Origin of the sequence: Streptococcus suis (assembly GCF_016743335.1) — a bacterium.
In the GTDB taxonomy this organism is placed as follows: domain Bacteria; phylum Bacillota; class Bacilli; order Lactobacillales; family Streptococcaceae; genus Streptococcus; species Streptococcus suis_Y.
The window spans coordinates 1-12,436 of the sequence record NZ_WCJE01000057.1 but is presented as its reverse complement, the minus strand read 5'-3'; the positions used below and the strand labels follow the sequence as shown (position 1 = coordinate 12,436).

The following is a 12,436-nucleotide window of genomic DNA, read 5'->3' as shown; positions in this document are numbered from 1 at the left end:
CGTAAAAACAGCCTCTAGAACAATCTAGAAGCTGTTTTCTTATAGCATAAAATAGACAATGGCTATATATTGTAGTGCGGAAGCCAGTAGAATAAAGAGGTGCCAAATCATGTGAAAGTAGGGCTTTTTCTTGGCATAGAAGAGGGCACCGATGGTGTAGGATAAGCCACCAGCCAGCATAAGAATGCCAAATACTATTCCAGTCTTTTGCAGAATTGCGGGCAGGATAAAGACCACCAACCAGCCCATAAAGAGATAGAGAAAGAGGCTAAATTTTTCATTGATTTTTTTGGCAAAGATTTTGTAGAGAATACCGAAAATGGTCAAACCCCATTGCAAGCCTACAATCAGATAGCCCAGCCAACCACCGACCAAGGAAAGGGCAACAGGTGTGTAACTTCCAGCGATGGCAATGTAAATCATGCTATGGTCGATAATTCTCAGGATGTATTTGTGAATAGAAGCATAGGGCATGGAGTGGTAGATAGAAGAGGATAGGAACATTAGGAAAAGGCTGATGACAAAAATGGACATGCCGACTACCGCTGTCACGTTATAATCTTGAAAAGAATGAATAGCAGTAATAGGGAGTAAAATCAGCATAAGCAAGGCCCCAACTGCATGTGTTACACTATTTGCGACTTCTTCACCAAATGAAAGTTTTAGACTTAATTTCAAACTAGGATTCATGAAATTTCCTTTCTAACTCAACAGTGAGTTGACGGGTTTTGTAGTAAAGTTTGACAGATTGACAAGCGTAGCGAATGATGTCAGGCGTTTCTTCATTTTCCTCGTTTCGCATGCAGTCAACAAAATGATTGTATAGTGTTTCAGAACTATCTGTCTGTCGAAGAAGATGTAAGGTCTGACTGATTTCTTGAATGGAAAAGACATTCTTTAAGATAGTCAAGGCAATCAAGCGGGCTACTTGTTGTTTTTGGTATTTTTTCTTAACAGGTTTTTCGAGCTGCTTGTGTTTGACGTAGTTATTGATCATTGCAGCCGTCAAACTTTTCTGCTCCAATTGCTCCGATGAGCCAGTCGCCTGATTGACATACAAGAGGACTTGATCCAGGTAGAGGTCCAAGTCTGGCAGTTCATGCCAGTAGGGGATGGTTTGTTTCATGATTATCTACTCTCTTTTATCTGGTAATGATAACTAGATTATATAATTTTTAAAAAATAAAGTAAAGAAAAAGGATGCTTCCTTTCCGAAATACCCTTATTTCACAATCAATCCGTCCCAAGCATCCATGCCACCTGCAATATCATTTGCCTTAAATCCTTTAGATGACATGATTTCTCTAGCCAGCTTGCTACGTTTTCCGCTCTTACAGATGAGGAGATAGTGTTGGTCGACTGGTCCATCAAATGCGGCAATTCGATCCATGGGACAATTAATAGCACCACCAATATGACCAACTGAATATTCTTCTGGGTCACGAACATCTAGCAATTGCACCGATTCAGTTTGTATCAACCCAAGCAATTCTGCAGTAGTCAAAGTTATAGTTTGTTCATGTTTTTCTTGCATGATTCCCTCTTTCGTTGGTTTAAATTAATAAGAACAATACCAAATCTTAGCTGGACTTGTCAAGAAAGATTGACTTTTAGAATAAGAAATCCTATGATATGTATTAAGAAGAAAATAGGAGCAGAAGCATGCCAACAGAAAGAGAAAAAATGATTGCTGGGGAATTTTACCGGGCTGGAGATGCTGAATTGAGAGAGATGCGAACCTTTGCCCGCCAACAGATGAAAAAATTTAACGTAGAACTAGATGGACAAGCCCGCTCGGAGCAATTGAAGAACTGGTTTGGAACTACAGGCCAACGCATCTATATGGAGCCAAATTTCTATTGTGACTACGGTAGCAATATTCATGTTGGTGAGGATTTTTATGCAAATTTTAACTGTACCATGTTGGATGTCTGTCCTATCACCATTGGCAAAAATGCCATGCTTGGTCCCAATGTACAGTTGCTAACTCCCCTACATCCTTTGGATCCAGACCAACGTAATTCAGGCTTGGAATACGGGGCTCCTATAACAATTGGTGATAATTTCTGGGCTGGTGGTGGTGTGACAATCTTACCTGGCGTGACCTTGGGCAACAATGTTGTTGTTGGTGCTGGTTCCGTTGTGACCAAGTCTTTTGGTGATAATGTCGTTTTGGCTGGTAATCCTGCGCGTGTTATCAAAGAAATACCTAAAAAATAATTCTTCTTCGGGAGAATTTTTTCTTTGCCTTGCGAATAGACTAGATGAGGTGAAGAAAATGAATAATTTTGAATTGTTTAAATGGAAAAAAGCAGGTTTGACCAATCTTAATGTGAATAAAGTTTTGGCCTATCAAGCAAAACACGGAAAAAAATTGACCTTGCGAAATGTCGCTGTAGTGTCTGAATGTAAAAATCCAGTGCTATTTATGGAAAATTATAAGAATCTAGATACAAAAGCCTGTCGCGAGGAATTTAATAAGTATCCATCATTTTCAATTTTAGATGACATCTATCCTTTGGCACTCAAACAGATTTACAATCCACCTGTACTTTTGTTTTATCAAGGGGATTTAGAATTGCTAGAAAAATCAAAGCTGGCAGTCGTTGGTACACGAAATGCAAGTAAAAATGGTATTCAGTCTGTTCAGAAAATTATCAAGGAACTCCATAATCGTTTCGTCATTGTTAGTGGTCTGGCAAGGGGAATTGATACAGCTGCTCATATTGCTAGCCTGAAAAATGGTGGACAAACCATTGCTGTAATCGGAACAGGTTTAGATAATATTTATCCAAAAGAAAATAAGGATTTGCAGACCTATATTGGAAAACACCATTTGGTGCTGACTGAGTATGAACCGGGTGCCCAGCCAGTCAAATACCATTTCCCAGAACGCAATCGCATTATAGCTGGTTTGGTGGAAGGATTGGTAGTCTGCGAGGCAAAAATGCGGTCTGGTAGCTTGATTACCTGCGAACGTGCCTTGGAAGAAGGCAGAGAAGTCTATGCTATTCCAGGTTCCATTATGGACGGAAAATCAGATGGTTGTCATCATCTGATTCAAGAGGGAGCAAAGTGCGTTACATCAGGCTTGGACATCATTTCTGAGTATCAATTTTAAAACAAGTCTTCCTATAGGAAAATAAATAGCTTGACACTGACTGAAAAATAGTATATTCTTTGTGAGGTTAAAAATATTTGTAAGGTATAAGAATGGCTACAAAAACAGTTAGTAAGAAAAAAACAACAACCAAGAAAAATCTCGTTATTGTAGAGTCGCCTGCTAAGGCAAAAACAATCGAAAAATATCTTGGTAAAAATTATAAGGTCGTTGCTTCAGTCGGGCATATTCGAGATTTGAAGAAATCTAGTATGTCTATTGACTTTGATAACAACTATGCACCTGAATATATCAATATCCGCGGAAAAGGTCCGCTTATCAATTCCTTGAAGAAAGAGGCAAAAAATGCCAAACAAGTCTTTCTGGCAAGTGACCCGGATCGTGAAGGAGAAGCGATTTCTTGGCATTTGGCTCATATTTTGGGATTGGACGCAAACGATAAAAACCGTGTTGTCTTTAATGAAATTACAAAAGATGCAGTAAAAAATGCCTTCAAGGAACCTCGTGCTATTAATCACGATTTGGTCGATGCCCAACAGGCTCGCCGTGTTCTAGACCGTATTGTAGGGTACTCCATATCACCTATTTTATGGAAGAAAGTCAAAAAAGGTCTGTCAGCAGGACGTGTTCAATCGGTTGCGCTCAAATTAATAATCGACCGTGAAAATGAAATCAGCAATTTCAAACCAGAAGAATATTGGACAATTGATGCAACCTTTAAAAAGGGGAGCAAGAAATTCCAAGCCAGCTTTTATGGCTTAGATGGAAAAAAAGTCAAGGTTGAAAACAATGAGCAGGTTAAAGAAATTCTCGCCCGACTTGATGGGGATGATTTCTTAGTAGAACAGGTTGAGCGTAAGGAACGCAAACGAAATGCACCTCTGCCTTACACAACTTCTACTATGCAGATGGATGCAGCTAATAAAATCAATTTCCGTACTCGTAAAACCATGATGGTTGCTCAACAACTTTATGAGGGTGTCAGTCTTGGCACAGGTGGTACCCAAGGTTTGATTACCTATATGCGTACGGATTCAACACGTATTAGCCCTGTTGCACAAGCACAAGCTGCTGACTTTATCACGGAGCGTTTTGGTGCTACCTATTCAAAGCATGGTAATAAAGTAAAAAATGCCAGTGGTGCACAAGATGCCCACGAAGCCATTCGTCCATCAAATGTTAACTTAACCCCTGAATCAATTGCAAAATATCTGGACAAGGACCAGTTGCGACTATATACACTGATTTGGAATCGTTTTGTCGCAAGTCAGATGGCTGCAGCAATTTTTGATACCATGAGTGTTCGTTTAGGTCAAAATGGTATTGTCTTTGCTGCTAATGGTAGCCAAGTAAAATTCGATGGTTATATGGCTGTCTATAACGACGCTGATAAAAATAAAATGTTGCCAGATATGGAACAAGGTGACACGGTGGTACGCGCGTCAACAAATCCAGAACAACACTTTACTCAGCCACCAGCTCGCTACTCTGAAGCAACCTTAATTAAGACATTAGAAGAGAATGGTGTAGGTCGCCCATCTACGTATGCACCAACGATTGAAACTATTCAAAAACGTTACTATGTTAAGCTTGTGGCTAAGCGATTTGAACCGACTGAGCTTGGAGAAATCGTTAATAAGCTGATTGTTGAATTTTTCCCAGATATTGTCAACGTCAAATTTACAGCTGATATGGAGCAAAAATTGGATGATGTAGAAATCGGGAAAGAGCAGTGGCAGAAGGTCATTGACGGTTTCTATCAGCCATTCAAGGTAGAATTATCTAAGGCAGAAGAACAGATGGAAAAAATCCAAATTAAGGATGAACCAGCTGGCTTTGACTGTGATGTTTGTGGGCATGAAATGGTCATTAAACTAGGTCGTTTTGGAAAATTCTATGCTTGTAGTAATTTCCCTGATTGCCGCAATACCAAGCAAATCACCAAAGAAATCGGCGTGATCTGTCCGGACTGTCACAAGGGGCAGGTCATTGAACGCAAGAGCAAACGCAATCGTCTTTTCTATGGTTGTGATCGCTACCCAGAGTGTGAATTTACCTCATGGGATAAACCTGTTGGTCGTGCCTGTCCAAAATGTGACCATTATCTCGTTGAGAAAAAAGTTCGTGGTGGTGGTAAACAGGTCGTCTGTCCAAATGGTGACTACGAAGAAGACAAGATTAAATAAGATTAAATAAGTAATCGAGCGAAGATAAAGTTACAGAAGGAGAGGTTAAATGTGAGAAGTACCTTTCCGCCGATCCGTCCAGTAACGGTGTCCATTTCCAGCCAATAGCTGATTCCTTTCTCTGTGAGAAAGCGTTGGAAGTCCTCGTAAGACCGTCCTTCTTTGGCAGTTTTAGGAATGGGTTGTAGGTTTCTGGTTCTCCGCTTTCTGAATTTCACGACACGGGGGAAATCAATGGGCTTTGTGGACAGATAGCCCTTTTTCAAGGTATCGATAGATAGAAGCTCTGGATGCCGAAAGTTCGTTTGAGGCGATGATGTGGTTGAGGTGTTGTCCCTTTTGGATGGCTGAAGAGACAATCTCGTCCATACGATAGAATTCTTCCTTGTTTAGTGCAACACCTGTTCTCGAGTCTGAGAGCTTAGCTTCATAATCAAGCTGAGCTCTTTTTGCATAGTAGAACTGTTTCTGGTATCCGCAGTTGTTTCTCTTTTTCGGACAGGCATTACAAACGTAAGGAGCCTTTTTGAGTAAAGGGCAGGCCTCACAATTGGAGGTACTAGAGTTCTCATTTATCACCCTATTTCTCCGAACTTCTTTTGAGATTGTGGACGGGTCTTTTCCTAGCTTAACAGCGATAGCTGAGAAGGGCTTAAGTTGTTCAATTCCTATTTGAATATCATTGCGATCAGAGAGGGTTAAGTGTTTGTTTTTCATTGTCAGTTACCAACTTGTCCCATAGTAAGTTCTACCTTATTTCTTTGTCTCAGTCTAATTTCCAGTTTTTAAGACAGACTAGAACTTACTTTGGGAATTTACCCTGGGCTTTTTTGCTTGTCATCCATCACATTGCAACTGCTTATCGAGAGATTTTTTGGTATAATGGAGAGAATGATTTTTTAGAGAAAGTATGAGAAAATGAACCCATTATTAAACGGAATGAATGACAGACAGGCAGAAGCGGTACAGACAACTGAAGGTCCGCTCTTGATTATGGCAGGGGCTGGTTCGGGTAAGACGCGAGTCCTGACCCACCGTATCGCTTATTTGATTGATGAAAAAATGGTCAATCCTTGGAATATCTTAGCCATTACCTTTACTAACAAAGCGGCGCGTGAGATGAAGGAGCGGGCCTATGCCCTCAATCCTGCTACGCAAGATTGCTTGATTGCTACCTTCCACTCCATGTGTGTCCGTATTTTACGCCGAGATGCAGACCATATCGGCTACAACCGCAATTTTACGATTGTCGATCCAGGTGAACAGCGTAGCCTTATGAAACGGATTTTGAAAAATCTTAATTTAGATCCGAAAAAGTGGAGTGAGCGTTCTATTCTAGGAACCATTTCCAATGCCAAAAATGACTTGATTGATGACAAGGCATTTGAAGCCCAGGCAGGCGACCTATACACGCAGATTGTTGCTAAATGCTACACGGCTTATCAAAAGGAACTAAGACAGTCAGAGGCCGTTGACTTTGATGATTTGATCATGTTGACGCTCCGCCTTTTTGACCAAAATCCAGAGGTCCTGACCTATTACCAGCAGAAATTCCAGTATATCCATGTCGATGAGTATCAGGATACCAACCATGCCCAGTACCAATTAGTCAAGCTCCTGGCATCACGTTTCAAGAATATCTGCGTGGTCGGAGATGCGGACCAGTCTATCTATGGTTGGCGTGGAGCGGATATGCAGAATATTCTAGACTTTGAAAAGGACTATCCAGAGAGCAAGGTTGTGCTTTTGGAGGAAAACTATCGTTCGACCAAGAACGTCTTGCAGGCTGCCAATGAGGTCATCGAAAACAACCGCAATCGCCGTCCAAAAAAACTCTGGACACAGAATGCCCAAGGGGATTTGATTACCTATTATCGTGCTCGGGATGAAAATGACGAGGCGATTTTTGTCGCGGGGCAGATTGACCAGTTGCACCGAGAAGGCAAGGCTTATAAGGACTTTGCTGTACTCTATCGGACTAATGCCCAATCCCGTACCATTGAAGAAGCCCTGCTCAAATCTAATATCCCTTATACCATGGTTGGAGGCACCAAGTTCTACAGCCGTAAGGAAATCCGGGATGTGATTTCTTATTTGAATATCATCGCAAATCCATCGGATAATATTTCCTATGAACGCATTGTCAATGAGCCCAAACGTGGCGTTGGACCTGGTACGGTTGACAAACTCCGTGATTTTGCGACCAGCCACAGCATGTCCTTGCTAGAAGCTTCTCAGGATATAATGTTATCACCGATTAAAGGCAAGGCAGCGCAGGCAGTCTTTGACCTAGCCAATCTCCTCTATAATCTTCGCAATCAATTAGACAATTTGACGGTTACCCAAGTAGTCGAGGCAGTATTGAACCAAACAGGCTACATTGATGCCCTTGCAGCACAAAATACGCTGGAAGCCAATGCTCGCATAGAAAACATTCAAGAATTCCTGTCTGTTACCAAAAACTTTGACGAAAAGGATACTGAGGAAGAAGAGACAGGTCTGGATCGCTTGACACGCTTCCTGCTTGATTTGGCACTGATTGCTGACACAGATGATGGCGATACAGAATCTTCAGAAGTGACTCTTATGACCCTCCACGCAGCCAAAGGGCTGGAATTTCCAGTTGTCTTCTTGATTGGTATGGAGGAAAATGTCTTCCCACTCAGTCGTGCAGCAGAAGAAGAGGACGAATTGGAAGAAGAACGACGACTTGCTTATGTTGGTATTACACGGGCAGAGCAGACCCTTTACCTGACCAATGCCAATTCTCGACTCCTTTTTGGTCGCAGCAACTACAACCAGCCAAGCCGCTTTATTCGCGAAATTTCTAGCGACCTATTGGATTATCAAGGTCTTGCTCGTCCAGCCAATACTAGCTTTAAGGCTTCTTATGTCAATGGCAGAGCGACACAGTTTGGACAAGGCATGAGTTTGCAACAAGCCATGCAAAGTCGAAAAGCATCCGTACAACCATCGGCTAAGCTCGGAGGCAGTATGCCTTTCGCATCAAGTAACAAATCGTCTGGCTCAGGCACCAACTGGTCAGTTGGTGACATCGCAGTCCACAAGAAATGGGGCAGAGGAACTGTTCTGGAAGTAGCAGGCTCTGGCAACAACCAAGAACTCAAAATCAATTTCCCAGAAATGGGCCTCAAAAAAGTGCTGGCCAGCTTAGCACCGATTAGTAAGGAAGAGTAGAAACAAACAGACTTTTTTATGATAGAATAGACTATCTTCGAAAATGAGGTATGAAAATAATGGAAAAATTTTGTCAATCTTGTGCCATGCCCTTAAATTTGCATGGTCAAGATGTTCGTGGATCAGAGAAAGACGGCAGCCACTCTAATTTGTTTTGCTCGTACTGCTATGCCGACGGTGAATTTTTAGAACCAGATATAACATTTGAACAAATGTTGGTCAAAGGAAAAAATGCAATTTCAAACGGTCAGGGTAATGCCTTTGTTAAATTTCTTATGAAAGCAAGTTATCCCCTGATGTTGAAGAAAACACAACGGTGGAAAAGTAATCGTTGACCTTGGTGATTAAATGAAACTTAGTTATCTCTGAATGACTTATCGTTTCTCAGAATTTACACCTAATAATCAAGTTGATAGATGTCAGTTAACGATTTTATGTCCTTGGAAGTGATTGGTTTCAAGGGTATTTTTTGGTGAGTCAAAATAGTTTTCATCATAAATTTTGATGGAATTGTTAAATGTGGGACTGAAAAGTGAGCGAAATAATTTTGGTAATGAATCGCGAGTGAGTTCATTTGACAATTCAGGGCTTCAATAAAGTAACATAAATGTGGTATATACTTTTCGGAGCTTCAAAAAGATTCATTTGCATTAGATTGAAGTTCAATAATGTGATATACTAATCATGTTATGGAAATTACAGTAAAAGATTTTAAAGATAGATTTATTGCGGTTTATGGTGAAAATGTATGGAAAGATTTTTATCAGACACATAGGACACCATACCAGGTTAAAGTAGGTTTTCAATCCATAGAGGAAATTGAGTATCATTTGGAAACTTATTTGTCAAATATAACAAATGTACAAAATTTCTATATTGATAATAACAAACAATTTCTGCGTTTTATTTTAATTAGCATTGAAAGGGCATATAGACCAGAGAGTAGAAAATATAACTTTTCTGAGCTATATTACGGATTTGGTAATGAAAAAAAGTGGGAAATTGAACATATTTTTTCATTGAGTAAATTTGATGATGAATATAGCAATAAACCTTTCAGGACTCATGTAAAAAATAGTCTTGGCAATCTTACTTTAATTTCCAGAGATTTAAACGGCGATGCAACATACAAAGAGGCTCTATTTAAAGAGAAAAAAGAAATTATTCGCGGCTTCGAAGAAAAAGATTTCTATATTAATCAGGTTTTTAGAAGCAATGCAATTAGTGAAAAAGATTACGAAAAGTTATTAATTTGTCGTAAAGAACAGCTACAGAATGATTTTATTAATATATTTAAGCAAAATGATATTTGGAATTTTAGCTTATTTTATAATGAAGTTTTGCAACCTTTTTATTAATTAAGAAGGGAGTGGGAAAGAACTTGATTAGGTCAAAAAAGAGTTCGTCAACAATTTTTCGTTTTAAGTTGTTGAGCTGAAACAGTCTATCCCCAGACTGTTTCACTCCCACCCCCGCATAGTTCCAACTGTCTGGGGGACAGTTGGAAGTTGGAAATAGAGTGAACAAAGTTCGCTACAAAACTGTCTGGGAGACAGTTTGAGGTTGGAGATAAGGCGAACTCTGTTCGCATCAGTCGTAGAGGCCAGATTTGGAGTGCAAAACACGAACAAATCTGCCAACCAACCACTGCGCTGAGATGTTGACATGAACTCTGAGAAGTGAGCCTGGGCTTTTTGCCCAGCCTCATTATAAGATTTATTATATTTATTTTAAAGGATTCAAACCTATGGCTTACAAACATCTATTATTCGATTTAGATCACACGCTTCTTGACTTTAATCGCGGAGAAGAAGTTGCTCTGACACAATTTTTTGAATCCATGCAAGTAGAGGACATTGCGGCTTTTAAAGAAGTCTATCGACCGCTCAATCAGGGTATGTGGGAGGATTTGGAAAAAGGGAACATTACAAAGAAAGAGCTAATAAACACCCGCTTTTCACGGACCTTTGCCCACTTTGGTCGGCAAGTTGATGGAAGGGAGATGGCCTTGCGCTACCAAGAATTTATTGGGCGGCAGGGACAAATTTTTACAGGTGCAGATAAGCTTTTGCAGGAATTGACACACCGAGGCTACCAGATTTATGCAGCGACCAATGGCGTGACCTATATACAGGAAAATCGCTTGCTTCACTCACCGATTCAATCGTATTTTAAAGAAGTATTTATTTCTGAGCAGATGGGGACGCAAAAGCCTGCGGCTGATTTTTATGAAAAAATAGCAGAGCAGATTTCAGGTTTTCAGTTTGACCAAGCCTTAATGATTGGAGACAGTTTGACAGCAGATATTCAAGGCGGCAATAATGCTGGCATGGATACTGTTTGGTACAATCCGACTCATATGATAAATAATAGTAAGGCAGTTCCAACCTATACCATTCATAGCTATCAAGAATTATTAGACTTACTATAGAATGTTTTAAAATTTTATAAGATTTTTCGTATATTTGTAATAAAAAATACACTATAAGGAGGAAAAAGTGAAAAGCTTACTGAGACGCATTCGTCCAACAAAGCCCCTAAAAGAACTCACTTGGATAGATTTGTTTATTATCACAACGATTTTATGTGGTAATGCTATTTATACCTCAACCATGCAATGGATAGCATCATTTTCCGCAACAGAAACCGTTGAAACAGGGGTTTTATCGTTTAGTCCAGCCGATAATTGGTGGGCTCTAGCCAATCAAGGAAAATTATTCCTGTTTGCCCTGGTGTATTTATTGATTCGGAATTATGATTTCAAGCAGCTAAAAGTAAAATTAGAGTGGACAGTTTTGCTCTGGGGACCACTGATTTTCATCGGTGCTGGTCTGATTAGCGATTTGGCATTTACAGCATTTTCATATATTCCAGGTCTGTCTGGTGGGTATAATTTCCTCGGATACTTGCCTTACTATGACTGGAATATCATGACAGTGCTCAACCGTTTTCTAGCCGTTGACTACAGTACAGTTATCTATTCCTTGTTTAATGGCTTCTATGAAGAGTTCTTTTTCTTAGGCTTATTGTTGAGTACAGATAAGAAAAAGCGTTCGCTGGTCTTACTCTTTTCAACAATTGTCCGTATATCTTTCCATACCTATCAAGGAATGGTATCTGCTCTTGTTATTGGTGTAGCCTTCGGCCTTTTCTATTACTACATGTACACAAAGAAAAATGATAATTTATTGCCATATTTCTTAGGACATGCTCTTGCGGATATGGTTGGTACAAGTTTCTTCTCATTGTTTATTGCAGGGTAAACAATGAGAAGAACGGACATCAAGCTAATCGGATAAAATTTCTTTCTCTCTTACAACTGACAAACGGATGATGATATGTAGTTTCTATCAACTCGGTATCATCACCCGTTTTATTGTGCTGATATATTTAATCTGTTCAGTCAAATTTCGATTGCTTTATCATATTTTTATCCCATATTTTTTTGAATTAACGGTTTATTTATGTTAAAATGTATTTTTATACATCAAAAAGGAGTATAGATATGAAACAAATAAAGAATCGTTTAAAAAAACATATGTTTTGGATTGGACTCATTTCGTTAGTATTGATGCTCGTTGATAATGTCCTATTTTGTTATTTTAATATTGAATGTAGTCGTACCTTAAACCAAATCGAGCAGACGATTTGTATCATCCTTAGTATTCTTGTATTTTTAGGAGTGCTAAATAATAAACCGGATGTGAAGGTAGAAGACATCGTAAAAAACGGTATGTCATCTAAAAATCAACAATAATGTTTGGTAGGGACTATTGCTGAGATATCTCAGCTGTACTTACAGTTCAGTATCTCTAGCTAATACTAATTTTTCAAAATGCAGTCAGTATTTCCTAAAAAACTATTTTGTATATAAATCACTTTACTTGTGAATACGACTATTTAACATCATATATGTCCACCAGTCGAAAGG

Annotated in this window: 12 protein-coding genes and 1 pseudogene; 9 read left to right on the top strand and 4 right to left on the bottom strand. The window is 39.5% G+C overall.

What is annotated here, in order from left to right:
• Nucleotides 1-39 precede the first annotated feature (39 nt).
• From trhA to F9856_RS11130, 3 genes are all read right to left on the bottom strand, one after another.
• Nucleotides 40-690, bottom strand: coding sequence for a PAQR family membrane homeostasis protein TrhA (trhA, locus tag F9856_RS11140; protein ID WP_125184224.1), 651 nt, complete (start codon nt 688-690; stop codon nt 40-42).
• On the bottom strand, nt 680-1,126 hold the full coding sequence (locus F9856_RS11135; RefSeq protein WP_202106643.1) for a DUF1836 domain-containing protein: 447 nt from the start codon (nt 1,124-1,126) through the stop codon (nt 680-682). Before F9856_RS11135 ends, trhA begins: the two co-directional genes overlap by 11 nt.
• A 96-nt stretch (nt 1,127-1,222) precedes the next feature.
• On the bottom strand, nt 1,223-1,534 hold the full coding sequence (locus F9856_RS11130; RefSeq protein ID WP_202106642.1) for a rhodanese-like domain-containing protein: 312 nt from the start codon (nt 1,532-1,534) through the stop codon (nt 1,223-1,225).
• Nucleotides 1,535-1,662: 128 nt separating this feature from the next.
• Here F9856_RS11130 and F9856_RS11125 point away from each other — a divergent pair, with 128 nt between their 5' ends.
• From F9856_RS11125 to topA, 3 genes are all read left to right on the top strand, one after another.
• The gene (locus tag F9856_RS11125) at nt 1,663-2,220 is read left to right on the top strand and encodes a sugar O-acetyltransferase (RefSeq protein WP_172004126.1); all 558 of its coding nucleotides are present in this window, start codon (nt 1,663-1,665) and stop codon (nt 2,218-2,220) included.
• Between the two features lie 58 nt (nt 2,221-2,278).
• Nucleotides 2,279-3,121 carry a DNA-processing protein DprA gene (dprA, locus tag F9856_RS11120; RefSeq protein WP_172062786.1) on the top strand — a complete coding sequence of 281 codons (843 nt, stop codon included), beginning with the start codon at nt 2,279-2,281 and terminating at the stop codon, nt 3,119-3,121.
• Nucleotides 3,122-3,213: 92 nt separating this feature from the next.
• Nucleotides 3,214-5,307, top strand: a complete 2,094-nt coding sequence (gene topA / locus F9856_RS11115) for a type I DNA topoisomerase (RefSeq protein WP_202106641.1) — start codon at nt 3,214-3,216, stop codon at nt 5,305-5,307.
• Between the two features lie 8 nt (nt 5,308-5,315).
• Here the strand turns inward: topA and F9856_RS11110 are convergent.
• Nucleotides 5,316-6,024 (bottom strand): annotated as a pseudogene (locus F9856_RS11110) (helix-turn-helix domain-containing protein); the annotation flags it as partial.
• Nucleotides 6,025-6,225: 201 nt separating this feature from the next.
• On the opposite strand from F9856_RS11110, the gene pcrA reads away from it, so the two are divergent.
• The 6 genes from pcrA to F9856_RS11080 all read left to right on the top strand — a co-directional run bounded on the left by pcrA (nt 6,226) and on the right by F9856_RS11080 (nt 12,262).
• On the top strand, nt 6,226-8,505 hold the full coding sequence (gene pcrA, locus F9856_RS11105) for a DNA helicase PcrA (protein WP_202106640.1): 2,280 nt from the start codon (nt 6,226-6,228) through the stop codon (nt 8,503-8,505).
• 50 nt (nt 8,506-8,555) lie between these two features.
• Nucleotides 8,556-8,840, top strand: a complete 285-nt coding sequence (locus F9856_RS11100) for a zinc ribbon domain-containing protein (protein ID WP_328708157.1) — start codon at nt 8,556-8,558, stop codon at nt 8,838-8,840.
• 354 nt (nt 8,841-9,194) lie between these two features.
• A complete protein-coding gene (locus F9856_RS11095) occupies nt 9,195-9,863 on the top strand; it encodes a GmrSD restriction endonuclease domain-containing protein (protein ID WP_202106639.1) in 669 nt (222 codons plus the stop codon).
• A gap of 389 nt (nt 9,864-10,252) precedes the next feature.
• The gene (locus F9856_RS11090) at nt 10,253-10,936 is read left to right on the top strand and encodes a YjjG family noncanonical pyrimidine nucleotidase (protein ID WP_202106638.1); all 684 of its coding nucleotides are present in this window, start codon (nt 10,253-10,255) and stop codon (nt 10,934-10,936) included.
• 67 nt (nt 10,937-11,003) lie between these two features.
• Complete coding sequence (locus F9856_RS11085) at nt 11,004-11,768, top strand: CPBP family intramembrane glutamic endopeptidase (protein WP_202106637.1); 765 nt, start codon at nt 11,004-11,006, stop codon at nt 11,766-11,768.
• Nucleotides 11,769-12,010: 242 nt separating this feature from the next.
• Nucleotides 12,011-12,262 (top strand): phage holin, encoded by a 252-nt coding sequence (locus F9856_RS11080; RefSeq protein ID WP_202106636.1) that lies wholly within the window; start codon nt 12,011-12,013, stop codon nt 12,260-12,262.
• Nucleotides 12,263-12,436 lie beyond the last annotated feature (174 nt).

Bases quoted from the DNA above. Each gene is read 5' to 3' on its own strand.
- trhA (WP_125184224.1), bottom strand. From the start codon at position 690: ATGAATCCTAGTTTGAAATTAAGTCTAAAACTTTCATTTGGTGAAGAA.
- F9856_RS11135 (WP_202106643.1), bottom strand. From the start codon at position 1,126: ATGAAACAAACCATCCCCTACTGGCATGAACTGCCAGACTTGGACCTC.
- F9856_RS11130 (WP_202106642.1), bottom strand. From the start codon at position 1,534: ATGCAAGAAAAACATGAACAAACTATAACTTTGACTACTGCAGAATTG.
- F9856_RS11125 (WP_172004126.1), top strand. From the start codon at position 1,663: ATGCCAACAGAAAGAGAAAAAATGATTGCTGGGGAATTTTACCGGGCT.
- dprA (WP_172062786.1), top strand. From the start codon at position 2,279: ATGAATAATTTTGAATTGTTTAAATGGAAAAAAGCAGGTTTGACCAAT.
- topA (WP_202106641.1), top strand. From the start codon at position 3,214: ATGGCTACAAAAACAGTTAGTAAGAAAAAAACAACAACCAAGAAAAAT.
- pcrA (WP_202106640.1), top strand. From the start codon at position 6,226: ATGAACCCATTATTAAACGGAATGAATGACAGACAGGCAGAAGCGGTA.
- F9856_RS11100 (WP_328708157.1), top strand. From the start codon at position 8,556: ATGAAAATAATGGAAAAATTTTGTCAATCTTGTGCCATGCCCTTAAAT.
- F9856_RS11095 (WP_202106639.1), top strand. From the start codon at position 9,195: ATGGAAATTACAGTAAAAGATTTTAAAGATAGATTTATTGCGGTTTAT.
- F9856_RS11090 (WP_202106638.1), top strand. From the start codon at position 10,253: ATGGCTTACAAACATCTATTATTCGATTTAGATCACACGCTTCTTGAC.
- F9856_RS11080 (WP_202106636.1), top strand. From the start codon at position 12,011: ATGAAACAAATAAAGAATCGTTTAAAAAAACATATGTTTTGGATTGGA.